This is a genomic window from Allonocardiopsis opalescens (assembly GCF_003002095.1).
Classification (GTDB): Bacteria; Actinomycetota; Actinomycetes; order Streptosporangiales; family Streptosporangiaceae; genus Allonocardiopsis; species Allonocardiopsis opalescens.
Map to the genome: position 1 here is coordinate 246104 of NZ_PVZC01000008.1, position 24238 is coordinate 270341.

At 75.2% G+C, this 24238-nt stretch carries 20 protein-coding genes and 1 riboswitch; of the genes, 11 read left to right on the forward strand and 9 right to left on the reverse strand.

Annotated elements, in window-relative coordinates; genetic code table 11:
* Positions 1–58: 58 nt before the first annotated feature.
* Together ilvD and CLV72_RS24875 are read left to right on the forward strand one after the other, a co-directional pair.
* On the forward strand, positions 59–1918 hold the full coding sequence (gene ilvD, locus CLV72_RS24870) for a dihydroxy-acid dehydratase (protein ID WP_106250952.1): 1860 nt from the start codon (positions 59–61) through the stop codon (positions 1916–1918).
* A 122-nt stretch (positions 1919–2040) separates the two neighbouring features.
* A complete protein-coding gene (locus CLV72_RS24875) occupies positions 2041–3348 on the forward strand; it encodes a hypothetical protein (RefSeq protein ID WP_146159552.1) in 1308 nt (435 codons plus the stop codon).
* Between the two features lie 9 nt (positions 3349–3357).
* Here CLV72_RS24875 and CLV72_RS24880 read toward each other — a convergent pair whose 3' ends face one another.
* Genes CLV72_RS24880 through CLV72_RS24890 form a run of 3 tightly spaced genes read right to left on the reverse strand, consistent with a single transcriptional unit; the run spans position 3358 to position 6035 of the window.
* On the reverse strand, positions 3358–3570 hold the full coding sequence (locus CLV72_RS24880) for an FmdB family zinc ribbon protein (protein WP_106250957.1): 213 nt from the start codon (positions 3568–3570) through the stop codon (positions 3358–3360).
* 37 nt (positions 3571–3607) lie between these two features.
* Positions 3608–5305 carry an FAD-dependent monooxygenase gene (locus tag CLV72_RS24885; protein WP_106250959.1) on the reverse strand — a complete coding sequence of 566 codons (1698 nt, stop codon included), beginning with the start codon at positions 5303–5305 and terminating at the stop codon, positions 3608–3610.
* Positions 5298–6035, reverse strand: coding sequence for a TetR/AcrR family transcriptional regulator (locus tag CLV72_RS24890; protein WP_106250963.1), 738 nt, complete (start codon positions 6033–6035; stop codon positions 5298–5300). The genes CLV72_RS24885 and CLV72_RS24890 overlap by 8 nt, the downstream gene beginning before the upstream one ends.
* A gap of 175 nt (positions 6036–6210) precedes the next feature.
* A riboswitch (TPP riboswitch) is annotated at positions 6211–6315 on the forward strand.
* A 107-nt stretch (positions 6316–6422) separates the two neighbouring features.
* Between CLV72_RS24890 and CLV72_RS24895 the strand changes: the two genes are divergently transcribed.
* From CLV72_RS24895 to CLV72_RS24910, 4 genes are all read left to right on the forward strand, one after another.
* Complete coding sequence (locus tag CLV72_RS24895) at positions 6423–7019, forward strand: ECF transporter S component (protein WP_106250966.1); 597 nt, start codon at positions 6423–6425, stop codon at positions 7017–7019.
* 51 nt (positions 7020–7070) lie between these two features.
* Complete coding sequence (locus tag CLV72_RS24900) at positions 7071–7706, forward strand: ECF transporter S component (RefSeq protein WP_106250969.1); 636 nt, start codon at positions 7071–7073, stop codon at positions 7704–7706.
* A gap of 289 nt (positions 7707–7995) precedes the next feature.
* Entirely contained in the window at positions 7996–9555 is a 1560-nt protein-coding gene (locus CLV72_RS24905) for an ABC transporter ATP-binding protein (RefSeq protein ID WP_245930422.1), read from the forward strand.
* Complete coding sequence (locus CLV72_RS24910; RefSeq protein WP_106250971.1) at positions 9552–10328, forward strand: energy-coupling factor transporter transmembrane component T family protein; 777 nt, start codon at positions 9552–9554, stop codon at positions 10326–10328. Before CLV72_RS24905 ends, CLV72_RS24910 begins: the two co-directional genes overlap by 4 nt.
* A gap of 25 nt (positions 10329–10353) precedes the next feature.
* Here CLV72_RS24910 and CLV72_RS24915 read toward each other — a convergent pair whose 3' ends face one another.
* Complete coding sequence (locus CLV72_RS24915; protein WP_106250974.1) at positions 10354–11325, reverse strand: GlxA family transcriptional regulator; 972 nt, start codon at positions 11323–11325, stop codon at positions 10354–10356.
* Between the two features lie 72 nt (positions 11326–11397).
* Between CLV72_RS24915 and CLV72_RS24920 the strand changes: the two genes are divergently transcribed.
* Complete coding sequence (locus CLV72_RS24920; RefSeq protein ID WP_106250976.1) at positions 11398–12747, forward strand: APC family permease; 1350 nt, start codon at positions 11398–11400, stop codon at positions 12745–12747.
* Here CLV72_RS24920 and CLV72_RS24925 read toward each other — a convergent pair.
* The gene (locus tag CLV72_RS24925) at positions 12657–13022 is read right to left on the reverse strand and encodes a cupin domain-containing protein (RefSeq protein WP_106250978.1); all 366 of its coding nucleotides are present in this window, start codon (positions 13020–13022) and stop codon (positions 12657–12659) included. The genes CLV72_RS24920 and CLV72_RS24925 overlap by 91 nt on opposite strands.
* A gap of 53 nt (positions 13023–13075) precedes the next feature.
* Positions 13076–13621, reverse strand: a complete 546-nt coding sequence (locus CLV72_RS24930; RefSeq protein WP_245930423.1) for an HNH endonuclease — start codon at positions 13619–13621, stop codon at positions 13076–13078.
* 257 nt (positions 13622–13878) lie between these two features.
* Here CLV72_RS24930 and CLV72_RS24935 point away from each other — a divergent pair, with 257 nt between their 5' ends.
* Positions 13879–15978 carry a prolyl oligopeptidase family serine peptidase gene (locus tag CLV72_RS24935; RefSeq protein ID WP_106250980.1) on the forward strand — a complete coding sequence of 700 codons (2100 nt, stop codon included), beginning with the start codon at positions 13879–13881 and terminating at the stop codon, positions 15976–15978.
* On the opposite strand, the gene CLV72_RS24940 is transcribed toward CLV72_RS24935, so the two are convergent.
* The 3 genes from CLV72_RS24940 to CLV72_RS24950 all read right to left on the reverse strand — a co-directional run bounded on the left by CLV72_RS24940 (position 15959) and on the right by CLV72_RS24950 (position 21206).
* On the reverse strand, positions 15959–18970 hold the full coding sequence (locus CLV72_RS24940; RefSeq protein WP_106250982.1) for a transcriptional regulator: 3012 nt from the start codon (positions 18968–18970) through the stop codon (positions 15959–15961). The genes CLV72_RS24935 and CLV72_RS24940 overlap by 20 nt on opposite strands.
* 117 nt (positions 18971–19087) lie before the next feature.
* Positions 19088–19621: a GNAT family N-acetyltransferase gene (locus tag CLV72_RS24945; RefSeq protein WP_245930424.1), complete on the reverse strand. Its 534-nt coding sequence runs from the start codon at positions 19619–19621 to the stop codon at positions 19088–19090.
* Positions 19622–19625: 4 nt separating this feature from the next.
* Complete coding sequence (locus CLV72_RS24950) at positions 19626–21206, reverse strand: NsdA family TPR-like regulatory protein (RefSeq protein ID WP_106250984.1); 1581 nt, start codon at positions 21204–21206, stop codon at positions 19626–19628.
* 714 nt (positions 21207–21920) lie between these two features.
* Here CLV72_RS24950 and CLV72_RS24955 point away from each other — a divergent pair.
* The 3 genes from CLV72_RS24955 to CLV72_RS24965 all read left to right on the forward strand — a co-directional run bounded on the left by CLV72_RS24955 (position 21921) and on the right by CLV72_RS24965 (position 24236).
* The gene (locus CLV72_RS24955; RefSeq protein WP_106250988.1) at positions 21921–22397 is read left to right on the forward strand and encodes an acyl-CoA thioesterase; all 477 of its coding nucleotides are present in this window, start codon (positions 21921–21923) and stop codon (positions 22395–22397) included.
* A 77-nt stretch (positions 22398–22474) separates the two neighbouring features.
* Entirely contained in the window at positions 22475–23716 is a 1242-nt protein-coding gene (locus tag CLV72_RS24960; RefSeq protein ID WP_106250990.1) for an MFS transporter, read from the forward strand.
* Between the two features lie 100 nt (positions 23717–23816).
* Positions 23817–24236, forward strand: a complete 420-nt coding sequence (locus tag CLV72_RS24965) for an Hsp20/alpha crystallin family protein (RefSeq protein ID WP_281262436.1) — start codon at positions 23817–23819, stop codon at positions 24234–24236.
* Positions 24237–24238: the final 2 nt, after the last annotated feature.

Consider the following 24238-nt stretch of genomic DNA (forward strand, 5'->3'; position numbering starts at 1 on the left):
CGTGAGCAGGGAACACGTTCGATTCTGAGGATTCTCAAGGCTCGATGGGAGCAGACCCATGCCACCGCTTCGGTCGCGTACGGTCACACATGGCAGGAACATGGCCGGCGCCCGCGCGCTGCTGCGCGCCACCGGCGTCGAGCGGGCCGACTTCGGCAAGCCGATCGTCGCGATCGCCAACAGCTTCACCCAGTTCGTCCCCGGCCACGTACACCTCCGCGAGGTGGCCGACGTTGTCGCCGGCGCCGTGCGCGAGGCCGGCGGGATCCCGCGCGAGTTCAACACCATCGCCGTGGACGACGGCATCGCGATGGGCCATGGCGGCATGCTCTACTCCCTGCCCAGCCGGGAGCTGATCGCCGACGCGGTCGAGTACATGGTGAACGCGCACTGCGCCGACGCGCTGGTCTGCGTCTCCAACTGCGACAAGATCACCCCGGGCATGCTGATCGCCGCGATGCGGCTGGACATCCCCACCGTGTTCGTCTCCGGCGGCGTGATGGAGGCCGGGAAGGTCACCGTCGTCGACGGCGAGGCGCGCACCGTGCGCAAGGTCGACCTGATCAGCTCGATGGTGGCCGCCGCCGACCCCAACGTCTCCGAGGCCGCGCTGGGCGAGATGGAGGAGAACGCCTGCCCCACCTGCGGCTCGTGCTCGGGCATGTTCACCGCGAACTCGATGAACTGCCTCACCGAGGCGATCGGCCTGGCGCTGCCCGGCAACGGCACCACCCTGGCCACCCACACCGCCCGCCGGCAGCTCTACGTCGACGCCGGGCGCAAGGTCGTGGAGATCACCAAGCGGTACTACGAGGACGACGACGCGTCCGTGCTGCCGCGCGCCATCGCCAACCGCGACGCCTTCGAGAACGCCATGGCGCTGGACGTGGCGATGGGCGGCTCCACCAACACCGTGCTGCACCTGCTGGCCGCCGCCAACGAGGCGGGCGTCGACTTCGGGCTCAAGGAGATCGACGAGGTCTCGCGCCGGGTGCCGTGCCTGTGCAAGGTGGCGCCGAACACCGAGAAGTACCACGTCGAGGACGTCCACCGCGCCGGGGGCATCCCGGCGATCCTCGGGGAGTTGGGGCGGGCCGGGCTGCTGAACACCTCGCTGCCCACCATCCACGGCCTGACCGTGGCGGAGTTCATCGCCCGCTGGGACATCCGCTCCCCCGAGGTGCTGCCCGAGGCGGTCGAGCTGTTCCACGCCGCGCCGGGCGGGGTGCGCAGCACCCGCGCCTACTCGCAGAGCGTGCGCTGGGAGAGCCTGGACACCGACCGCGCCGCGGGCTGCATCCGCGACGTGGAGCACGCCTACACCGCCGACGGCGGCCTGGCCGTGCTCTCCGGCAACCTCGCCCCCGACGGCGCGATCGTGAAGACCGCGGGCGTCGAGGAGGAGCTGTGGACCTTCGAGGGTCCGGCCAAGGTCTTCGAGAGCCAGGAGGACGCCGTCGACGGCATCCTGGGCGGCGAGGTCGTGCCGGGCGACGTGGTGGTGATCCGCTACGAGGGCCCCAAGGGCGGACCCGGCATGCAGGAGATGCTGTACCCGACCAGCTTCCTGAAGGGCAAGGGGCTGGGCAAGGCGTGCGCGCTGATCACCGACGGCCGCTTCTCGGGCGGCACCTCGGGCCTGTCGATCGGGCACATCTCGCCCGAGGCGGCGGCCGGCGGCGACATCGCGCTGGTCCGGCCGGGCGACCGGGTCCGGATCGACATCCCCAGGCGCGAGCTGACCCTGCTGGTCACCGAGGACGAACTGGCCGCCCGCCGCACCGAGCTGCGCGAGGGCGGCGGCTACCGCCCCAAGGACCGCCAGCGCCCGGTCAGCGCCGCGCTCCAGGCGTACGCGGCGATGGCCACCTCGGCCTCCACCGGCGCGGCCAGGGACATCACCCAGCTGGCACGGTGACGGCGCCGGTCGCGGCCCCGCGGTGACGCCGCGGGGCCGGGACCGGTTGGCACCGCAGCCTGTTGCGGACAGCCGGTCCGGTTCGGCTGGGCACGCGGCGGCGGCTCCGCCAGACTGCGGGCATGGAGTCCGCCCCGGTCCCGCGTCGGCGCCGTTTCGGCCGTTGGGCACGCTGGGCGGTGGTGGCCGCGGCCGCGGTGCTGGTGTCGGCCGCCGGGGCGCGCGTCGCCCTGGCCCCGCCGCCGATACCCCCGGTTTCGCACGCGGCGGTGCGGGGCCTGGAGCCGATCGCCTCCGCGGGCTTCACCGTCGTGCACGCCGGCGCGCCGGCGTCCCGCCCCTCTCACGGATACTCCGTGTACGGCGGGCGGTCGGGCCCGGAGCACGGCCGGCTGCTGCTGGTGTGGCGGGCGGCGGGCTCCGGGAGGGCGTCGGAGGGCGCCTCGGGCCGGACGGGGCGCTACACCTGGGTCGAGACACCGGAGGAGTACCGCGAGGCCGCGCCGTCGGTGCACTACCGGCTCGTCGGCCACGGCCTGCCGGTGGAATCGCTGCTGTGGGCGTCGGACCTGCTGAACACCGGCGACGCTCCGGCCCCGCCCGGACTGCTGGACGCGGGCGCCTCGCTGGGCCTGTGGCCCCTGGGACACGTCGACGCCCCCGAGGGACTGCCCTTCGCACCGCGCTTCCACCTGAGCCTGGTCCGGAGGGTCCCGCACGCACTGCCGGCACAGGAGTCGACCGTCGACGTCTACACCGCCCCGGACGACGACGCCCTGTTCGCCGCGGCGAGCGCCTATGTCGGCGCCATGGCGGGACGGCAGGACGGGACCGAGGCCGACGAGCCGGTGCGCACCCGCCTGTGGCGCCAGGACGGCCAGATCGCCTACGCCGAAGGCCGCGGCCTCACCCCGGCGGAACTGGACACGGTGCTCGCGGGCCTGGACGCCCCCGGCGACGCGCCGTCCGCGCTCCTGGGCACGCTCCCCGTCTCGGCGGACCCCGCGAGCTCCGCGGCGCTCGTGAGCGATGACGTGCTGCTCACGGAGGGCCGGGACGGGCCGGTGGCCTGGAGCGTGCGCGCCCGCTCGGCGGCGGGGGTGTGGGAGCTGACCGCGGTGGTCCAGGGCGGCTCGGGTACGGCGATGGGCGACCTGTCCGGCGGGGACCTGGACGAGCCGTTCACCGCCGTGGCCGCCACGGCGGAGGAGGGCGCACTGGTGGTGGCCCGGGTGCCGGACATGGCCTTCGAGGTGGAGTTGACCGGCACGGGCGGCTGGCGGACGCTGCTGGAGCAGATCCCCGGCACCGGTGGCGGGGAACTCGGCAGCTGGCGTTCGGCCTGGGTGCCCGCCGGGGTGGAGCCCCGGGAACTGCTGGCGCGCGCGGTCGACGGCGAGGTGCTGATGCGCGCCGCCTACGGCGGCTGACCAGGGCGCTCAGCCGCAGCAGCCGCCGCCGCAGCACCCGCCGCCGGAGGCGGGTGCCGGCGGCGCGGCGGCGCCCGAACCGGTGACGGCGACCGTCGACAGCAGCTTGACGGTGTCGGCGTGGCCCTGCGGGCAGTCGGCCGGGGCCGAGGACTCGCTCATCGGGCGGGACAGCTCGAAGGTGTCGCCGCAGGCGCGGCAGCGGTACTCGTAACGGGGCATGCAGGCAGGATAGACGCCCCGCGCGGCGCGCGGCGGCTCACCCGGGCGAGGGCTCCCGGTCTGGGGCGGGCGCGCCCAGCAGCAGCCGCAGGTAGTCGCGCAGCCCGTCGGTGTCGTCGGGCCGGGTGCGCAGCCCGATGTACCCGTCCGGCCTGATCAGGTACAGGGCGGGGCGGCGGGCGCCGTAGGCGTCGTGCAGCTCGCCCGAGGGGTCGAGCAGCACGGCGGTCTCCTCGGCCGGCTCCGCCGGCGCCCGCTCCCCCGCGATGACCAGGTATCCGCGGACCCGCCCGGCCGTGGCGCGCTCGGTGCGGGCGGCGAGCGCGGCCAGCGAGCGCAGCTCGCCGGGGCGCGGCGCGCGCCCGGCGAACAGCAGCAGCCGGGACGCGGTGCCGCGCAGCGCGTCGTAGAGGTCGGCGGGCTCTCCGCCGGCCGCCGGCCGGCAGCGGCCCCGGGGCGCCCGGTCGCCGGGGCGCGGCCCGGGGCCGCGCCGGGTGCCGAGCGACAGGGCGGCGCCCCGGTAGTTCATGGCCAGCTCCGAGGTCTCGGTGGCCAGCCGCCGCTGGACGGCGTCCAGGCTCAGCAGCGGCACCACCACCCGGTCGCGCAGCGCCCTCAGCAGCGGGTTCCCGGTCACGAGCATGCCGGTGGCGCCCTGGTTGCCGCGCCTGACGTACTCGGCGATGGGGCGACGCTCCTCTTCGTAGGTGTCCAGCAGCCGGTCGGGCGCGCCGTCCAGGACCAGCGCGAGCTTCCAGGCCAGGTTGGCGGCGTCCTGGACGCCGATGTTCATGCCCTGGCCGCCGAAGGGGCTGTGGATGTGCGCGGCGTCGCCGGCCAGGAAGACCCGGCCGGCGCGGTAGCGGGCGGCCACCCGGTAGTTCACCGTGAAGGTGGTCATCCAGCCGGGGTCGCTCACGGTGGTCCGGGTGTCGCCGGTGTAGTGGGCCAGCTGGCGCTGGAACTCGGGCACGGTGGCCTGCGGCGCGGCGCTGCCCGGCTCGGGGCGGGCGGTGACGAACAGCCGCCACCTGCCGTCGGGCAGCGGGAAGGCGGCGAGCATGCCGTCGCGGGTTAGCCAGCCGTGGGTGGTCTCCCTGGTGCGGTCCCAGTCGAGCCGCACGTCGGCCAGCAGGAAGGACTCGGGTGCGGTGGCGCCCTCGAAGGGGATGGCGGCCGCCTTGCGCACGGTGCTGCGCGCGCCGTCGCAGCCGACGACCCAGCGCGCCCGGATCCGCGCGGCGGTGCCCCCGCCGCCGGCCCCGGGGCGGGCGAACTCGGCGAGCACGCCGCCGTCCGGTCCCGCCTCGCCGCCCTCGGTACGGAGTTCGCGCAGCTCCAGGCCGCGTTCGACGGCGCCGCCGAGTTCGGCGAGCCGGTCGGCCAGGATCGCCTCGGTGCGCGACTGCGGCAGCACCAGCAGGTAGCGGTAGGGGCTGTCGGACACGTGGCGCAGGCTCATGTGCAGCACGGGCCGGTCGCGGTCGTAGACGGTCAGCCCGCCGGCGCGGGTGCCGGCGGCGAGCATGCGCCCGGTCACGCCGATGTCCTCGAAGACCTCCAGGGAGCGGGCCTGCACGCCCAGGGCGCGGGAGGTGGTGGCGGGGCCGGGGGCGCGGTCGGCGATCCGGCAGCGCACGCCGTGCCTGCGCAGCTCGCAGGCGAGCGCCAGGCCGACGGGTCCGGCGCCGACGACCAGGACGTCGGTGTCTAGAGGGGCGGGTGCCTCAGGCATGGTGGGCCTCCTCCCGCTGCGCGGCCACGGCCGCCAGCCAGGCGCGCAGCGTCTCGGTGTCGGTCAGCCGGACGGAGCCGGGCGCCATGCCGAGCACCCGCTCGACCGCCTCGGAGTAGGCGGCCGTGGTGGCGGCCATCCGGGCGAGTTCGCGCTCGTCGGCGGCGGGGCCGGTGCCGGCCGGGCCGTCGAGCAGGGACCGGGCGAGGGTGTCGGCGTGGGACAGGGAGAGCCCGAGCGCCACTTCGCCCATGTGGGCGGGGTGGGTGGTCGCCATGGTGCCCTCGCGGACGCCCTGCTCGATCACCTCGGCGAGCATCGGGCCGAAGCGGCGCAGTGCGTCGGCCCGCACCTTCTGCCGCAGCAGCGCGTTGCCGTCGGAGTACCAGACGCGCATCACGCCGACGAAGAAGGCCTGTTCGTCGTTCCTGCGGCCGGCCAGGGTGTCCAGGAAGCGGCGCAGCCGCTCGGGGGCGGAGGCGGCGGTGTCGGCGAGGACGGGGGCCAGGTCGGCGGCCAGCCGGTCGTGCATCCGGCCGACCAGCGCTTCGAGCAGGGCGGGCTTGGATCCGAAGTAGTGGTAGAGCGCGCCCTTGGAGCTGCGCAGCTCGTCGAGCACGTCCTGGATGGTCATCGCCTGGTAGCCCTTGGTCCGGACCAGCCGCTGGGCCGCGTCGAGGATCTCGTCGCGGCGGAGTGCGTGCTCGTCGGGTCGGACGGTGCGCGCCATCGCGCCTCCATTAATAGACCGCACGTCGGTTTATTTGCGATATAGGTCTATGCGATGGCGGGCCAGGCGTCAAGCGCGCCGGGCCGACGGCGGGCGCGGCGGCGGTCGGAGCGCGGGCGGGGCCCCGCGCTAGGCAACGGCGAGGTGAACGGGTACTCTCCAAATGCACATCCCAACTGCACGACAGGGGAGCGCCGCAGCGCTGAGAGTGCGGGGAGACCCGCAGACCCTCGAACCTGATCTGGGTAATGCCAGCGCAGGGAGTCGGTACACCAGCCTCGGCGCGTTCGTACGAACGCGCCGTTTCCGTTGCCGGGCCGCTGGTCTGCATACTGTCGACACTCTCAGCCCGACGGTCCCCGCGTGCGCGACGCGAGGAGGGCTCCGATGACGGACCCGCACCCCACCGCCGCCCGGCACCCGGGGCACCGCTGGCGCACCGTCGACATCGTGGTCACCGCCGTGCTCGGCGTCGCCGTCGGCGTCGTCTTCTGGGCCTGGGGGCTGGCCTGGAACATCGTCCAGCCGGCCTTCCTGGCCTTCCCGCCCGGCCAGGGCCTCATGTACGGCGTCTGGCTGCTGCCCGGCGTGCTCGGCGGGCTGGTCGTGCGCAAGCGCGGCGCCGCGGTCTTCACCTCGCTGGTCGCCTCGGCCGTGTCGGCCTGGCTCGGCACCAGCTGGGGCGTGACCGTCATCCTCTACGGCCTGCTCCAGGGCCTGGCACCCGAACTGGTCTTCGCGGCCGGGCGCTACCTGCGCTGGGGCCGCGGCACGGCGCTGCTGGCCGGGGCCGCGGCCGGGCTGGTGGCGGCGGTGCTCGACATCGTCATGTACTACCCCACCTGGCCGGTCGCCTGGATGGCCGTTTACGCCGCCGTGCTGGCGGTCAGCGCCGCCGCCATCGCCGGGATGGGCGGCTGGCTGCTGGTGCGCGCCCTGGGGCGGGCCGGCGCGCTCACCCCGTTCCTGTCGGCGCGCGGCTGACGTGCCGCGCACCCCAACCCTCCCGCGTCCCACCGTCGAGCGGAGCAACCGATGACCGGCAGCGTCTCCTCCCCCTCCCCCGAGGGCGCGTCCGCGCCCGGACCCGCGCCGCGGCTGCGCTGGCGCACCGTGGACATCGTGGTCGCCGCGACCGTGGCGGCGGCCTTCGGAGTGGTGTTCTGGCTCTGGAACGTGACCTTCGCCGCGGTGTCGGGGCTGTTCCTCGTCTTCCCGCCCAGCCAGGGGCTGATGATGGGCGTCTGGCTGATCCCGGCCGTGCTCGGCCCGCTCATCGTGCGCCGGCCCGGCGCCGCGGTCTTCACCGAACTCGTGGCGGCCGCGGTGTCGGTGCTGTTCGGCTCGGCGAGCGGCCTGGCCATCCTGCTGCTCGGCCTGCTGCAGGGCGCGGGCGCCGAGGCCGTCTTCGCCGCCACCCGCTACCGCTCCTGGCGGCCGCTCACCGCGGTGTGCGCGGGCGTGGCCGCCGGGATCACGACCACCACCTACGGCCTCGTGATGAACTACCCGACCTGGCCGATCGCCTGGATGCTCGGCTACTACGCCGTGATCGGCCTCAGCGCCGCCCTCATCGCCGGCCTCGGCAGCTGGTACCTGGTACGCGGCCTCGCCCAGGCCGGCGCCCTGGCCTCGTTCCCATCCGCCCGCACCCACCTGGACCGCCGATGACCGGCTCCACCCCCCGGCCCGGCCACCCCCCATCCCCCTCCCGCCCAGGGGGGCGACCCCACATCCAGTATCCCGCGCCCGGACGGCCCGCCGCGAGGTGCGGCGGCGGGCTGTGGACGAACGGGCCCACGACCGCCCGGCTGTGGACGGCCGGGTTGACGACCGCCCCGTCCACGCTCCCGGCCGCACCGTGCGCGCCCCCGACCGGCCTGAGCGCGCCCGCGGCCGCCCGCCCGGCGGGAGCCGCCGGGCCGGCCACGGCGCCGGCCGCGTCCCCGAGGGATGCGGCGTGACCGCCACGGCGCGCGGCGGCGCGCGGATCGAGTTGTCGGGGTGGGGCTGGCGGCACTCCGGGCGGGCGGAGTGGGCGCTGCGCGGCGTGGACCTGGTGGTCGAGCCGGGCGAGCGGGTGCTGCTGCTCGGCGCGTCCGGCGCCGGCAAGAGCACACTGCTGCACGCGCTGGCCGGCCTCACCGGGCCCGACGCCGCGCTCACCGGTGACGAGGAGGGGCGGCTGCGCGTCGACGGCGAGCCCGCGGCGGCGCGGCGCGGCCGGACCGGGCTGGTCGGCCAGGACCCCGAGACGCAGCTGGTGATGGCGCGGGCCGGCGACGACGTCGCCTTCGGGCTGGAGAACCTGGCGGTGCCCCCCGGCGAGATCTGGCCCCGGGTCGACGCCGCACTCGCCGAGGTCGGCTTCGGCTACGGGCGGCTGCGCTCCACCGCGGCGCTGTCCGGCGGCGAGAAGCAGCGCCTGGTCATCGCGGGCACGCTCGCGCTGCGCCCCCGGCTGCTGCTGCTGGACGAGCCCACCGCCAACCTCGATCCGCCCGGCGCCGCGCTCGTGCGCGAGCTGGTCGCCGAGCTGGCGCGGAGCACCGAGGCCACCCTGGTGCTGGTCGAGCACCGCGTCGCCGACGTGGTCGGGCTGGTCGACCGCGTCGTGGTGCTGGAGCCCGGCGGCGGCGTGCTGGCCGACGGCTCCCCCGGCGCGGTCTTCTCCGCCCACGGCGCCGGCCTCGCCGCACGCGGCGTGTGGGTGCCGGGACGCGAGCCGGCCGCGCCGCCGTCGCCGCCGCGCGCCCCGGGCGGCCCGCTGGTGGCGGCGAGCGGCTGCTGGAAGCGCGGCGCCCCCGATCCCGGCGCGCTGGCCGGCCCGCCCGCCGACGTGCTGCGCGGGGCGGACGCCGTACTGGCCGAGGGCACCGCAACCGCGCTGACCGGCCCCAACGGCGCCGGGAAGTCCACCCTGCTGACCCTGCTCGCCGGCCTGGACCGGCCGACCCGGGGCGAGGTCGCCGCCCGCGGCCGCCTCGCCGAGGCGGCGGGCAAGGCCGGGCGGCGGCCGCTGGCCCGCTGGCCGGCCCGGCTGCTGGCCGCGCACGTCGGCACGGTCTTCCAGCACGCCGAGGACCAGTTCGTCACCAGTACCGTCCGCGACGAACTGCGCTTCGGCCCGCTGCGCGCCGGGCTGGGCGCCGCCGAGACCGAGCGGCGGGTGGACGAGCTGCTGCAGCGGCTGCGGCTCACCGGGGTGGCCGGCGTGCACCCCTTCACCCTGTCGGGCGGTGAGAAGCGGCGGCTGTCGGTGGCCACCGCGCTCAGCTCCGGCGAGCGCTCCCCCGACGTGCTCGTGCTGGACGAGCCCACCTTCGGCCAGGACACCCGCACCTGGGCCGAGCTGGTCGAACTGCTGGCCGGGCTGCGCGCCCAGGGGCGGGCCGTCGCGATGGCCACCCACGACGAGCTGCTGCTGGCCCACTTCGCCGACGTCGAGATCCGGATGGACGGCGGCCGGGTCGTCCGCACCGCCGAACGCACACCGACCGCCACGGAGCCGCCGCGATGAGCACCGCCGCCCCCTCGCGCCCGGCCGGAGCCGGGCCCGCACCCGAAGGCCCGCGCCGCCCCTGGCTGTCGCGGGCCAATCCGGCCGCCAAGCTGATCGCCGCCTTCGTCGCCGCGATCGGGCTGATCGTGGCGATCGACCCGGTCACCAGCGGCGTCGTGCTGGCCGTGGCGCTGGCGCTGGTGCCCTTCGCCCGGCTCGGCCGGCGGGTGCTGCTGCGGCTGGGCGTGCCGCTGCTGCTGATGAGCCTTTCCATCGGCCTGGTCAACGCGGTGGTCGGCGAGGACGGGCCGGTCGCCGCGCTCGGCGTGGCGGTGCGGCTGCTGGCCATCGCGGTGCCCGGGGTGCTGGCCGCCGCCACCACCGACCCCACCGAGATGGCCGACGCGCTCGTGCAGCGCCTGCGGGTGCCCGAGCGGCCCGCGATGGGCGCCCTCGCCGCGCTGCGGCTGCTGCCGCTGCTGGCCGGGCAGTGGCGCACGCTCAGCCTGGCCCGGCGGGCGCGCGGCCTGGACGCGGGCGCGAACCCGGTGCGGGCGGGCGCGCTCTTCGCCGGGAAGACCTTCGCGCTGCTGGTGCGGGCGGTGCGCACCGGCACCCTGCTGGCCACCGCGATGGACGCGCGCGCCTTCGGCACCGGTCCGCGCAGCCACGCCCGCGTCAGCGTCTGGCGGGCCTCCGACACGGCCCTGGTCGCCGGCTCCGTCGCCGTGGTCGCGGCCGGGCACGCCCTGTCCATCGCGCTGGGCACCTGGCAGGTGCTCTTCGGCTGAGCCGGGCGCGGCCCCCGGCGGCGGGTCAGCGGATGCCGCCGGCCGCCTGGAAGGTGCGCCGGTAAACCTGCGGCGACACGCCCACGGTGCGGGCGAAGTGCTCGCGCAGGCTGGCGGCGGTGGCGAAGCCGCAGCGGCGCGAGACCTCCTCGACCGGGTGGTCGGTCGCCTCCAGCAGTTCGCGGGCGCGCCGCAGCCGCTGCTCGGTCAGCCACTGCTGCGGGCTGAGGCCGGTGGCCTCGCGGAAGCGCCGCAGCAGGGTGCGGCTGCTCACGGCGGCGCGGACGGCGAAGTCCGCGACGCTCAGCGGCTGGTCGAGCCGGGCCAGTGCCCACTCCAGCACCGGCAGCAGCCGCTGGTCGCCGCCCGTGGGCACTGGCCGGTCGACGTACTGGGCCTGGCCGCCCTCGCGGTGCGGGGGCAGCACCAGCCGCCGCGCGATGGTGGCCGCCGCCCGGCTGCCCAGATCGCGCCGGACGATGTGCAGGCACAGGTCCAGCGCCGAGCCGGAGCCCGCGGCGGTGAGCACCCGGCCCTCGTCGACGTAGAGCACGGCCGGGTCCACCTCCACCGCCGGGTGGCGGCGGGCCAGCTCGTCGGCGTACATCCAGTGCGTGGTGGCGCGCCGCCCGTCGAGCAGCCCGGCGGCGGCGAGTACGAAGGCGCCGGTGCAGATCGACGCCACCCGCGCGCCGCGCCGGTGGGCGTCGCGCACCGCCGCGAGCAGCCACGGCGGCGGCTCGGCGGCGAGGTCGGGCACGGCCGGGACGATCAGGGTGCCGGCGTCGGCGAGCCCGTCCAGGCCGTGGGTGGCGCGCACCGCGAAGCCGAGGTCGCCGCCGACCAGCCCGGGCACCTCGGCGCACACCCGCAGCTCGTACCAGGGTTCGCCCAGGTAGGCGCTGCGGTCCTGACCGAAGACCTCACACGGGATCAGCAGCTCGAAGGTCTGCACGCCGGGGAAGACGGGGATCGCGACGACGGGTCGTGAGCTCATGTCCGAAATCTAGCGCTTGTTGGCGTATCCGCCACTGTCGGCTGCCGTACCGCACCGGCAGACTCGGCTGCCATGGCCCGAATCTCCGCTGCTCAAGGCACCGCCCTGTACGTCGGCGCCGTGCTCGGCTCCGGTGTGATCACCCTGCCCAGCCTCGCCGCGCAGGTCGCCGGACCGGCCTCGCTGCTGGCCTGGGCGGGGCTCGCGCTGGCCTCGGTGCCGATCGCGGCCGCCTTCGCCGCGCTGGGCGCCCGCTTCCCCGACTCCGGCGGCCTGTCCACCTACGCGCGCCGCGCCTTCGGGCCGCGGGCCGCAGCGGTGGCGGGCTGGCTGTTCTACGCCGCGATGCCGCTCGGCATCCCGCCGCTCGCCCTGATGGGCGCCGGGTACGTGACGAGCGCGGCCGGCGGCGCGGGCGCCGGGGCGACCCTACTGGTGGCGGCCGCGATCCTGGCACCGCCGCTGGCGGCCAACGCGGTGGGCCTGCGCCTGTCCGGCCGGATGCAGCTCGCCGTGACGCTGGTGCTGGCGCTGCTGCTGGTCGCCGCGGTGGTGCTCTCGCTGCCGCACGCCGACCCCGGCAACCTCACCCCCTTCGCCCCGCACGGCCTGCTCGCCGTCGGTTCGGCGGCCGGGCTGCTGCTGTGGGCCTTCCACGGCTGGGAGGCGGTGCCGCAGCTGTCGGCCGAGTTCGCCGATCCGCGGCGCGACATCCCGCGCGCCACCGCCGCCGCGCTGGTGGTCATCTGCGGGCTCTACCTGGCGGTGGCCACCACCTGCGTACTGGTGCTGGGACCGGCCGCGGCCGGCACCCAGGCGCCGCTGGCCCTGCTGCTGGCGCGCGGACTGGACTCCTCGGCGGTGCACATCGCGGCCGCGGTGATCGCCGTTGTGATCATCATCGGCACCGTCAACACCTACCTGGCCAGCGCGGCCAAGCTGGGCGCGGCACTGGGCCGCGACGGCGCGCTGCCGGCCTGGTTCGCACGCGGCGCCGCGCCCGGCGCCGTGCCGCGCCGCAGCCTCGCGGTGGTCGCGGCGCTCAGCTCGCTGGGGCTGGCGGTCGCGGTGCCGGCCGGGGCCGGACTGGACGTGATGATCAGGACGACCATCCCGCTGGTGATGACGGTGGCCGGGATCGGCCTGGCCGCGGGGGTGCGGCTGCTTCCGGCGCGCACGCCCGGCTGGTGGTGCGCGCTGGCCGCCACCGGCTCGGTGGGCCTGCTGCTGGCGATGTCGGGCTGGTACCTGCTGACACCGCCGGCCGTGGCGGCGGCCGCGCTCGGCTACCTGCGGCTGCGCGAGCGGTGGGCGGCCCGCCGGCCCGGCGCTCAGCCGTCGTCGCGCTTGACCGTGTCCGGGGAGAACGCGGGCAGGCAGACCGCGATGTACTCGGCGCCCTCCTCACCCGGCGAGCTGTAGCGGACCCACTCCCCCGCGCGGGTGTGCACGGCCTGCCCGGCGCGCACCTCCATCCGGCCGGTGTCGTGGTGCACGACCAGCGCGCCGCGCAGCACCACGGTGTACTCGTCGAACTCAGGCCGCTGCCCGGGCTCCTGCCAGCCCGAAGGGCTGCGCATATGGGCGATGCTGACGGCGGCATCGTGGGTGTTGACCCGGCCGACGTACTCGTCGATGACCTTGGGGGGCTCGCCCGCCGCCGTGATCCGGCTGGCTTGCGCGATCAGTTTCGGCATGCCGAACAGTGTGGCACTCCGCCGCCCGTGCGCGCGATCGCGGACGGGGCGGCTCAGGCGGCGCGCTCCAGGTACTGCTCCCACTGGGGGTCGCGCTGGGGGTCGACGTTGATCAGCCGCCAGTGCAGGCCGCGCGGTGCGGTGGGGGTGGCGCGCAGCCGCCAGCCCAGCTCCTCGAGGAGCTTGTCGGCCTTGCGGTGGTTGCACGGCCGGCAGGACGCGACGCAGTTCTCCCAGGTGTGGGCGCCGCCGCGGCTGCGCGGGACGACGTGGTCGATGGTCTCGGCGTACTGGCCGCAGTAGGCGCAGCGGTAGTGGTCGCGGCGCATCAGCGCGACGCGGGTGAGCGGGATGCGGCGGTGGTAGGGCACCCGGATGTAGCGGCGCAGCCGGATCACCGAGGGCACCGAGATCCGGACGGAGGCCGAGCGCAGCGCGGCGCCCGCGGTGTCGCCGTGGACGACCTCGGCCTTCTCCCTGAGTACCAGGAGCACCGCTCGGCGCAGCGGAAGAGTGGTGAGGGGTTCATAACTGGCGTTGAGCAGCAGGACCTGGCGCGAGACGCGCCGCTTCCCGGGCTCCACCAGCCGGCCCGTCACCGGTTTCCATGGTGAATCGTCTCCCACATGGACCTCCCGTGGGTCTCCCCAGCCGTCCACTGACAAGTGTGCTGTGTCGACCGGCGCGCCGCCACTGTATTGCGGTGCACATTCCGTGAAAGCTCGGCGGCAGCGGCGGCCCCCGCGCGACACGCCGTCCGCTTGCGGCCGGTCCCCGGTCCGGGCCCGCCGGCCGGATCCGGCGGGGCGACCCGGGTGCGGCGCCCGGCGCGTCCCGCTGCCTAGGATCGGCTGATATGAGCGACGCCCCCCGCCCCCGAGCCCGCCGCGACGACCTCGTCGAGCAGATCCACGGCCGGGCGGTCCCCGACCCCTACCGCTGGCTGGAGGACCCCGACTCCGCCGAGACCAAGGAGTGGCTGACCGCCCAGGACGCCCTGTTCGCGGCCGAGCTGTCCGGCGCCGCCGCCGAGCGGGAGCACTTCGCGGCCCGGATCCGCGAACTGCTGGGCGCCGGCTCCGTGGGCGCCCCGGTGTGGCGCGGTGAGCGCCGCTTCTTCACCCGGCGCACCGCCGAGCAGGAGCACGGGGTGCTGTACACCGTCGACCCGGACACCGGCGCCGAGCGGGTGCTGCTGGACCCGGTCGCGCTCGACCCCGAGGGCACCACCACGATCGACGCCTGGCAGCCCGACCGCGAGGGCCGGCTGCTCGCCTACCAGCTCTCCGAGGGCGGCGACGAGGAGTCGCTGCTGCGGGTGATGGACGTCGCCACCGGCGCGCTCGTCGAGGGCCCGATCGACCGCTGCCGCTACTCCCCGGTCAGCTGGCTGCCGGGCGGCGAGGCCTACTACTACGTGCGCCGCCTCGCCCCCGAGCTGGTGCCCGACGGCGAGGAGCAGTACCACCGCCGCGTCTACCTGCACCGGGTCGGCACCCCGCCCGAGGACGACGTGCTGATCTTCGGCGAGGGCCGCGACAAGACCGAGTACTTCGGCCCCTCGGTCAGCCGCGACGGCCGCTGGCTGACCGTCTGGGCCAGCAAGGGCACCTCGCCGCGCAACGACGTCTGGCTGGCCGACCTGCACGCCTCCTCGCCCGAGCGGCCGCGGCTGGTGCCCGTCCAGGAGGGGGTGGACGCCGACACCCACCTGCACGTCGGGCGGGACGGCCGGCTGTACGTGTTCACCGACCGCGAGGCCCCGCGCGGCCGCCTGTGCGTCGCCGATCCCGAGCGGCCCGCCGCCGAGCACTGGCGCGAGCTGCTCCCCGAGGACCCCGAGGCGGTGCTCACCGACTTCGCCATCCTGGACGGCCCCGAGCTCGGCGAGCGCCCGGTGCTGCTGGCCGCGTGGCGCCGCCACGCCATCAGCGAGATCACCGTGCACGACCTGGCCGACGGGCGGCGCACCGGCACGGTCGCGCTGCCCGGGCTCGGCTCGATCGGCGGCATCCAGGAGCGCCCCGAGGGCGGCCACGACGCCTGGTTCGGCTACACCGACCACACCACCCCGCTGGGAGTGTGGCACTACGACGCGCGCACCGGCGAGACCTCGCCGTACGCGGCCGCCCCGGGGCGGGTGGAGGTGCCCGAGGTGCGCACCCGGCTGGTCGACTACCCCTCGGCCGACGGCACCACGGTGCGGATGCTGGTGATCTCCCCGGCCGGCGCCGACCCCGGGCCCAGGCCCGCCATCCTGTACGGCTACGGCGGCTTCTCCGTCTCGCTCACCCCCGGCTACTCCGCCACGATCCTCGCCTGGGTCGCGGCCGGCGGCGTCTACGCCGTCGCGAACCTGCGCGGCGGGCTGGAGGAGGGCGAGGAGTGGCACCGCGCCGGCATGCTCGACCGCAAGCAGAACGTCTTCGACGACTTCCACGCCGCCGCCGAGCGCCTGATCGCCGACGGCACCACCACCGCCGACCGGCTGGCCGCCTTCGGCGGCAGCAACGGCGGCCTGCTGGTGGGCGCCGCCATCACCCAGCGGCCCGAGCTGTTCCAGGCCGCCGTCTGCTCGGCGCCGCTGCTGGACATGGTCCGCTACGAGCGCTTCGGCCTGGGCGCCACCTGGAACGTGGAGTACGGCAGCGCCGAGGACCCCGAGCAGTTCGGCTGGCTGATCGGCTACTCCCCCTACCACCGGGTCCGCGAGGGCGTCGACTACCCGGCCACCCTGTTCACCGTCTTCGACCGCGACACCCGGGTGGATCCGCTGCACGCCCGCAAGATGTGCGCCGCGCTGCAGCACGCCACCTCGGGCTCCCGGCCGATCCTGCTGCGGCGCGAGGCCGAGGTGGGGCACAGCGCCCGCTCGGTGAGCCGCACCGTGGGCCTCAACGCCGACCAGCTGGCCTTCCTCGCCGCCCGGACCGGGCTCAGGACGGATCCGCGCTAGCGGCGGCGGTGCCGACGGGGGGCGGCGGCACCGTCTCCAGCCCCCAGGCGGCGCGGAAGGCGCTCACCGTCAGCCAGGCCAGCCGGGCGTTGACGGCGAAGAGCTGGCGCACCGAGGCGAGGGTGTCGAAGGAGGCGTCCGGGCGGGCCTCGCCGGCGGTGCCGGACGCGGTCCGGCCCAGCTCCAGCCGCTGCTCGGTGAGGCCGTCGCCGAAGACCTCCAGCAGGGTGGCGCAGTAGTACAGGTAGCCCAGCGCCTCCAGCCGCAGCCGTTCCAGCACGGCGTGCTCCTCGGCGCGGGCGTCGTCGCCCGGGCGCGCCGGCCCCTCCGGCGGAGCGGCCGCGGCCGCCAGCAGCGTCCGGTGGTCGGGGCGGGCGTGCGCGTCCAGGTGGCGCATGAGCTCGCTGGCGAAGGGCTCGACCGTGGCGTTGCGGGCGATGACGGTGCGCATCGCGCCCACCTTGGCGCGCAGGTCGCGGCCGACCAGCTCCCGGCAGACCCCGCCCAGGCTCCGCTCGGTGGACACGACCACGGAGCGCGCCACCCGGACCAGCTCCCTGGGCAAGCCGCCGGCCATGCAGTGGCACAGGCAGACGAAGGGCTCGCCCAGGCCGATGACGCGGCCGCGCAGCAGCTCGCGGGCCTCGGCCAGGCCCAGGTACTCCACTGGGAAGACCGCGTCGAAGGCGCTGTCGAAGGCGTCCCTGACCGGCAGGCCGCGCCGCTCGAAGGCGGCCAGCGCGTCCTCGGAGACCGAGACCAAAAACAGGCAGCCGGGGACGTCGATGCTGAACAGCGCCTTGATCTCGTTGACGAACTCCTGCGCCTGCTCGGGGACGAGGATCTTGTCCAGTTCGTCCAGCACGATCGCGACCGGGGTCTCGGCGACGCTGGGGACCCCGCCCAGCACCCGCACCGCGGCCTCCAGGGTCTCGCGCAGGTCGTACACCACCTCGGGGTAGGTCATCACCTGGCGGGCGTACTCCACCGAACCGGTGCGGCCCAGTTCGGTGCCGAAGGGCAGGGCGAGCTTGCCCGACCAGCCCGAGGTGTAGCGCTGCTGGAAGCGGATGGCCTCCTGCTTCTCCTCGGCGAGCCGGCGCAGCCCGGCGAGGTCGCGGACGTCGCGGGCGCGCACGGCGCCGGGTGCCGGCGGGCGCCGCCGCGTCAGGACGGCCAGTGCGACCAGCGCCGCCAGGAGCAGCCCGAGCTGCCATCCGGCCGTTCCGAGCAGCGCGCCGAGATTGCTGGGCGGCGCGGCTACCAAGGCGGCGGACAGCCAGGCGGTGGCGGCCAGCGCGACCGCGCCCAGCAGTGTCGCCGTCAGCGTCCTCGACAGCCGGACCGCCGCCCCGGCGGGGCCGCCGCCCCGCTCGGGATGGCGGTCGGCGAAGTCGAGGACGGCGCGGCAGACGCCGGCGTACAGGTGCAGGGCGAACTCACGGGCGTCGTAGCGGACCGGGACGCTCTCGAACAGCGCCAGATGCTCCTTGCCCGCGTCGAGCAGCGATCCCTCGCGGTAGGCCTCCAGCAGGGTGGACTTGCCCGCTCCGCGCGGCCCCGCCACCCCGACGGCGCCGCCGCCGATCTGCCCGAGCAGCCGGCGGAACTCCGCGAACACCGAGGTGGTGACCAGGTACTCCTTGGCACGCATCTGCCGCAGGCCCGGCGCGTTCAGTTCGCCCAGCTCGACGGAGAACGGCGGGTCGAGCAGTTCGTTCAGGCGGCGGAGCAGCAGGGGCCGGACCGCCTTCTCTCTGACCGCGCGCCGCCACTCCGCCAGGGCGGTGCGCGCCTGCCGGTCCAGGCGCCGCCGCTCGGCCTGCCAGGCCTCTCCCCGGCCGGCGTGGGCCGATTCCGGATTCCGCCTCGTCGACTGCGAGGTCCACCACATGATCACGGCAGGTATCACACCGGCCGCCATGGCGAGCGCCGCCCCCGCGGCGATCGGGACGGCCGTCGCGTCGGCCAGCGGCTGCTCGGGGACGGGCTGCGTACCGGTCTGGCCGGTCAGCCCGAAGTACACGCTGATACCGCACAGCGTGCCCAGTCCGATCTGGGCGACGGCGATGGCGGCGATGCCCAGGCGCTCGTTCTCGGGCCCCCCTACGGCGTCCAGCATGGTCTCGGCCCCGGTGGTGACGAAGCCGACCGCGATGACAAGGGCGAGGCCGCCCCCGACGATCCAGACCAGCACGTCCGGCGCGACCGGCAGGTAGGGGGCGAGTCCGGGCGGCCAGCCGGTCAGGTTCCGCCCCAGGTCATCGGCGAGGCGCCACAGCGCCAGCAGGTAGCCGCAGGCGAGTGCGATGCCGAGCACCACGGTGACACCGCCGCGGGCGAACTCGCCGCTCCGCCGGCCGCTCATGAGCCGCCCGAGCGTCCTGAACAGCAGGTAGGCCAGCACGACGACCAGCAGTCCCGCGATGCCCAGCACGAGCAGGGTGTCGGACCACTCCCCCGTCGCGTCCAGCCAGATCCAGGATCGCCACATCAGTACGGGGACCGCCGGCCCCAGCCACAGCGCGAGTCCCAGGCCGGCGAAGCCGACGGCGGCCAGAACCTCGCCGATCAGACTGACCGGTTCGGGTCGTGCCTGGCCCGTTTCGTCCCGCACCTGCTCGTGCGCCGCCAGTTCCGCGCGGGCGGCGCGGATCGCGGTGATCTCCGGATTGGTCAGCCGCAGCAGGCCGTCGACGTCGTCCACCGCGGTGCGGGTGAGCAGCGCGGGGTCGATCCGGTCGCGACGCAACGCGTCGCGGATGGAGCCCTCGGCCGCCTCCTGTCTGATCAGTTCGGGCAGCTCCGCGGTGAGTTCGGCGACGAGCAGGTCGGACGCGTCCTCCCCGTCCGGGGGGTCGTCGGCCGTGTCGCCCTCGGTGGCACGGCGGAGTGTGTCGGGGACGGGCACGTCGCCGTCCGCCGGACCGTCGATCGCGCCGTCGCCTGAGGAGAAGCCGGTCGCGTCGCCGTCCGGCGCGAGTCGGGCCATGGAAGCTCCCTGCCGGTGGGGGATCTCCATCGTCGCCGTCGCGCCCGTGCAGGGGAAGGCTTCGCGCCGTTCTGAGTGCGCGGGCGGGCCGCCCCGGGGGAGTGCGGCCCGCCCGCGCTATTCGGCCGCCCGTGCCGGCGGCCTGGGGGATGGTCCAGGGGGCCGTGGGCGCAGGCGCTTCTCGCCCTCGACCACGGTCAGTTCGCCCACTCGGCGCCGCGCCGTCTCGCGCCAGCCCGATGCCAGGTAGAGGCGGAGCGCGGCGGACTGGACGAGGGTGGTGTCGCCGCGCAAAGTGCGGTAGCCGAGTTCGGCGGCGCGCCGCTCGACCGCGCGGAGCATCCGCCGCCCCAGGCCGCGCCGCTGCCAGGCGGGGTGCACCCGCAGCCGCACCACCTCGGCGGTGTCGGCGTCGACGCGGCGCAGCCCGACCATCGCGACGATCCGGCCCTGGCACTCGCCCACCAGGAACTCGCCGTCGGCGCGCAGGTAGACGGCGTCGACCCCGCCGCCGACCAGGTCGTGGTCGTAGTACACCCCGTCGCCGGGGCGCAGCCCGACGGCGCGCAGCGCGGTGCGGTGCAGGTCGAGCACTGCGGCGGCGTCACCGGGTCGGTAGCGGCGGATGGTCATCGTCTGGGGGTCGTCCACGGCCCTACCGCGCGGGCAGCATCATCGCGTCGGTGAACGCGCGCACCGAGGGGTGGTCGGGGTGCTCGGCCAGCGCGGTGGCGCCGAGCTGGCGGGCGCGGCTGAGCACGATGTCGGTGCGGTGCTCGGCGGGCAGCGCGGTGACCGCCTGCCGGCCCATCCGCAGCGACTCCTCGACCTCCCCCTCGGCCAGCCGCAGCAGCGCCTGGTCGAAGCGGATGAGGGTCCGGTCGAGCAGTTCGGTGACCGGGTACCGGCTGAGCGCGTCGTCGAGCAGCCGCTCGGCGTCGGCCACCACGCCGAGCCCGGCCAGCGCGCCGCCGTGGTGGAAGACCAGCTGCCGTTCGGTGTAGCCGAACACGGTGTCGGAGGTCGCGCCGCCCGCCAGGGAGTCGAAGCTCTCCCGGGAGGCGGCGGTGAGCCGCTTGGCCTGCTCCACGGCGTGGGAGTCGGCGGCCAGGCCGGCCGTCATGGCCAGCCCGCGCGCCTCGATCATCGGCGCGAGCACGGTCGCCGCGCACGGCGCGCGCCCGGCCAGGTCGCGGCTGCGCCGCGCCAGCTGCATGGCCTCGCGCGGGTCGCCGTAGTAGAACGGCACCAGCGCCTCGCGGGCCACCACCCAGGCTCGCAGCGCCCGGTCGCCGGTCTCGTCGGCGGCGGTGCGGGCGGTGCGGAAGTAGGCGCGCGCCATCCGCTGGTCGCCGAGGTCGATGAGCAGGATGCCGGCGATCCCGGCCAGCTGCGCGGCGAGCCGGCACAGCCGCTCCTGGAGTTCGACCGGCTGGCGCTGCTCGCTGGTGCGGCGCACCTCGCTGAAGTCCAGCAGCACGTCGCACAGCAGCCGCAGCGGTGGGGTGCTCATGTACTGGCGGCCGTAGCCGAAGGTCGCCTCCTCCCAGGCGTCGAGCATTCCGGCCGAGACGGTGGCGTGCACCAGGGTGCGGTCCATCTGGCGGCGGACGCCGTCGATGGCGGCCAGCAGCTGGCCGTCCATGGCCACATTGGCTCCGACCAGCAGTCTCATCATGGTCTGTCGCAACACGTTGTCGTCCTCCTCCCCGCAGCGGACACCGCGGAGATCCGGCGGCGTCGCCGGAGGTGAGATGGAGTCCGGCGGGGGTTCCCCGGTCCAGTCGGACGCCGGAGTGTCGCCGCCGGGGAACGGCGCGGCCCGCGGGTCCAAGTGGCTCTGCCCGCAGACGCAGGGGCCGGCGTAGCCCAGGTCGTCGGGGTCGGCCCGGTACGCCAGCGACAGGTAGTGCAGGTACTCCGCGCCGGGACGCTTCGCACCGCTCTCGTAGGCCGACAGCTGGGTCTCGCCCAGTTTCGGCCGCGCCCGCCCGGCCACCTCGAAGAGGGCCCGGACCTGCTCGACCACGTCGGCCAGCGCGATACCGCGCGCTAATCGGTGCGCCTTAATGCGGGTGGTCTGGAAAGCCGGTCCGCATTCGTCGTGAATCCGGGCGGCGATCGCGTTGATTGTCAGGCCGGATGCCAGTCCTCGCGCACGGATCCTGCGTGCGACTTCCGCCTCCCTGGCAACTCCGGCGTCTCTGCCACCACATGGCGACTCCTCTTCGGACATCTCGCCCACCTCCCCCCTAACGGACAACATGTGGAGAATCGGAAAAACACCGCTTCTCCCCGCGATCCGTCGTTACCATGGCCCGTAGGCCGAACCTCACCGGTCCGCGTCCGGCGGGCATCGCACGCCTCGGACCTCCGGGACCCTCCCCTACCGACCAGCCGCGGCTCCCGTAGACCGCGGCGGTCACCCCACCCACTGTCGACGCAGCGTAATGCGCCAATAGCAAGGTGCCAACCGAAATGAAAAAATAAAAGGGATTCAGCCGAAAAAGGGGTCGCTCGGCACCGAGTGGGTGAAGAATCCTTATCCTCGGGTGCGGGATTCACCTCCCGGTAAGGGGCGCGCCTTATCCTGCGGGGCACGCTTCCCCGCACACCCGACTTGACCGCCCATCGCCCGACTTGCCATTCTTCGGTCCATCGCCGCCTGGTCGGCGATGGGGAGGGTGACACGGGTGCCGCCGCTCGCGGCGCGCGTTCATCGAACAGCAGGATCGGCCCGAATCCAGCCGCCGGGCCGGTCCGATGCCGTCGGCCGGTCGCCGGGAGGAGAGACCGGAGCGTCCTTCGCGGGCTCGGTGCGGACGAAGCCCGCGGATTCCGTTCCGGTGGGAGCGGCGCACCGGCCGGCGGCCTGCCCTGGGTCGGGTGGATCACACCGCCCGGTCCCCCCTCGGCCCGCGCGGGCTCGGTAGCGTGGCCAGCGCCGCCGATGAGATGGGGACGGGCCGTGACCGAGACCACCCGCACGCGCGAGCGCACCGCAGGGCCGTCCGGGGCCGCCGGGCGCAGGCACGTGTACGAGTTCCAGGTGCGCTTCGCCGACCTGGATCCGTTCAACCACGTCAACAACGTGCGCTTCCTGACCCATCTGGAGGACGCGCGGATCGCGCTGCTGCACTGGGACCGGCTGGCCGCGGGCCAGGAGCGCTTCGGTCCGCTGGTGGTCGCCCGGCACGAGGTCGACTACAAGCGGCCGCTGACGCTGCGGCCCGAGCCGGTGCGGATCGAGACCTGGGTCGGCGAGCTGCGCCGCACCTCGTTCACGCTCCGCTACGAGGTGCGCGACGACGCCGCCCTGTATCTGGAGGCGCGCTCCGTCATGGTCGGCTACGACCCCGAGGGCCTGCGCCCGCGCCGCCTCAGCGCGGCCGAGCACGCCTACCTGAGCGGCTACCTGGCCGGCTGAGCGCCGCCGGCCGCACGCTCCGGCGAGGGTGCCACGGGCACCCGTCCGCTCACATTCCGGACATCTAGTATCGATACATGGACGATCGTGCGCGGCGCCGCTGGTTGATGCTGCTGGTCGGGATGCTCGGCCAGATCACCAGCGTGGTGTTCCTGTTCGGCACCCCCTTCGTGCTCCCGCAGCTGCGCGCGGACTACGGCCTGACACTGACGCAGGCCGGCGCGGTGGTCGGCGCCCCCGGCCTCGGCGCGCTCGCCACGATGATCCTGTGGGGCGCGGTGGCCGACCGCTACGGCGAGCGGTGGACCATCACGGTGAGCCTGGTGCTGTCGGGGATCGCGCTGGGGCTGCTGCCGTTCGCGCCCGGGCCGGTCGGCGTGGCCGTCCTGCTGGCGCTGGCGGCCGCCTGCGGCGGCTCGGTGAACGCCACCAGCGGCCGGATCGTGCTCGGCTGGTTCGACGCGCGGCGCCGCGGGCTGGCGATGGGGCTGCGCCAGATGTCGCAGCCGCTCGGGCTGGCGGTGGCCGCGGCCGTGCTGCCGCAACTGGCCGACCGGTACGGCTTCACGGCCGCCATGCTGCTGCCCGCCGGGCTGTGCGTGCTGGTGGCGGTGCTGGTCGCCGTGGTCGTGGTGGACCCGCCGCGGCAGGCCGGCACCGGCTCGGCGGCGGAGGGCGGCTCACCGTACCGCCGCGCCGCCATCTGGCGGGTGCACGGCGCCAGCGCGCTGCTCGTCGTCCCGCAGTTCACCGTGTCGGTCTTCGCCCTCACCTACCTGGTCGAGGGGCGCGGCTGGGCGGCCACCACCGCCGGGCTGCTGCTGTCGGCCGCCCAGCTGCCCGGGGCGCTGACCCGGCTGGCCGCCGGGGCCTGGTCGGACCGGGTCGGGGCGCGGCTCGGTCCGATGCGGGTGCTGGCCGGGCTGATCGCCGCCGTCTCGCTGGCACTGGGCGCGGCGGCCGCGACCGGCTCTGAGGCGGTCGTGGCGGTGCTGGTGGTCAGCGCGATCGTCACGGTCAGCCCGAACGGGCTCGCCTTCACCGCCGTGGCCGAACTGGCCGGCCTGCGCTGGGCGGGGCGTGCGCTGGCCGCCCAGAACACCGTGCAGAGCATGGTCTCCATGGTCGTCCCGGCCGCGGTCGGCGCGCTGATCACCGCCTACGGCTTCCCGATCGCCTTCGCCATGCCCGCGCTCTTCGCCCTGGCGGCCTGCGCCGTCATCCCGGTGGCCATCGAGCGCCGGGCCGCCGGGGGCGGCGAGGCGGCGGACCGCGGCGAGCCGGCCCGCAAGGCCGGGCGCGGCGGCGATCCGGCCTGAAATCTCACCGCCGCCAGGTTTAGCCGCGTGCGAGCCTGGCAACAAACTTGAGCGCAAGCGCATCACATCATGTCCATTCAGGAGGTGAACTGCGGTGTTGATGCGTACCGATCCGTTCCGCGAGTTCGACCGGCTCACCCAGAACCTGCTGGGGCAGGCGGCCCGGCCCGTCACGATGCCGATCGACGCCTTCCGGGACGATCACGAGTTCGTGGTCAGCTTCGACCTGCCCGGCGTGGACGCGGACTCCATCGACCTGGAGGTCGAGCGCAACGTCCTCACCGTCCGCGCGTCCAGGCCGCCGCTGCAGAACGCCGAGGGCCGCGAGATCGTCCTCAACGAGCGCCCGGCCGGCGCCTTCTCGCGGCAGCTCTTCCTCGGCGACACCCTGGACGCCGACAGGATCGACGCCGCCTACGCCGACGGCGTGCTGACCCTGCGCATCCCCATCGCCGAACAGGCCAAGCCGCGCAAGATCAGCATCCACGCCACCGACCGGCAGCAGGCGATCTCCCGCTGACC

Excerpts from the sequence above, each read along its gene's own strand:
- CLV72_RS24890 (WP_106250963.1), bottom strand. The coding sequence starts at position 6,035 with ATGGCGCGCACCGTCCGACCCGACGAGCACGCACTCCGCCGCGACGAG.
- CLV72_RS24875 (WP_146159552.1), top strand. The coding sequence starts at position 2,041 with ATGGAGTCCGCCCCGGTCCCGCGTCGGCGCCGTTTCGGCCGTTGGGCA.
- CLV72_RS24925 (WP_106250978.1), bottom strand. The coding sequence starts at position 13,022 with ATGCCGAAACTGATCGCGCAAGCCAGCCGGATCACGGCGGCGGGCGAG.
- CLV72_RS24955 (WP_106250988.1), top strand. The coding sequence starts at position 21,921 with ATGAGATGGGGACGGGCCGTGACCGAGACCACCCGCACGCGCGAGCGC.
- CLV72_RS24895 (WP_106250966.1), top strand. The coding sequence starts at position 6,423 with ATGACGGACCCGCACCCCACCGCCGCCCGGCACCCGGGGCACCGCTGG.
- CLV72_RS24935 (WP_106250980.1), top strand. The coding sequence starts at position 13,879 with ATGAGCGACGCCCCCCGCCCCCGAGCCCGCCGCGACGACCTCGTCGAG.
- ilvD (WP_106250952.1), top strand. The coding sequence starts at position 59 with ATGCCACCGCTTCGGTCGCGTACGGTCACACATGGCAGGAACATGGCC.
- CLV72_RS24960 (WP_106250990.1), top strand. The coding sequence starts at position 22,475 with ATGGACGATCGTGCGCGGCGCCGCTGGTTGATGCTGCTGGTCGGGATG.
- CLV72_RS24965 (WP_281262436.1), top strand. The coding sequence starts at position 23,817 with ATGCGTACCGATCCGTTCCGCGAGTTCGACCGGCTCACCCAGAACCTG.
- CLV72_RS24885 (WP_106250959.1), bottom strand. The coding sequence starts at position 5,305 with ATGCCTGAGGCACCCGCCCCTCTAGACACCGACGTCCTGGTCGTCGGC.
- CLV72_RS24900 (WP_106250969.1), top strand. The coding sequence starts at position 7,071 with ATGACCGGCAGCGTCTCCTCCCCCTCCCCCGAGGGCGCGTCCGCGCCC.
- CLV72_RS24910 (WP_106250971.1), top strand. The coding sequence starts at position 9,552 with ATGAGCACCGCCGCCCCCTCGCGCCCGGCCGGAGCCGGGCCCGCACCC.
- CLV72_RS24920 (WP_106250976.1), top strand. The coding sequence starts at position 11,398 with ATGGCCCGAATCTCCGCTGCTCAAGGCACCGCCCTGTACGTCGGCGCC.
- CLV72_RS24940 (WP_106250982.1), bottom strand. The coding sequence starts at position 18,970 with ATGGCCCGACTCGCGCCGGACGGCGACGCGACCGGCTTCTCCTCAGGC.
- CLV72_RS24950 (WP_106250984.1), bottom strand. The coding sequence starts at position 21,206 with ATGTCCGAAGAGGAGTCGCCATGTGGTGGCAGAGACGCCGGAGTTGCC.
- CLV72_RS24880 (WP_106250957.1), bottom strand. The coding sequence starts at position 3,570 with ATGCCCCGTTACGAGTACCGCTGCCGCGCCTGCGGCGACACCTTCGAG.
- CLV72_RS24915 (WP_106250974.1), bottom strand. The coding sequence starts at position 11,325 with ATGAGCTCACGACCCGTCGTCGCGATCCCCGTCTTCCCCGGCGTGCAG.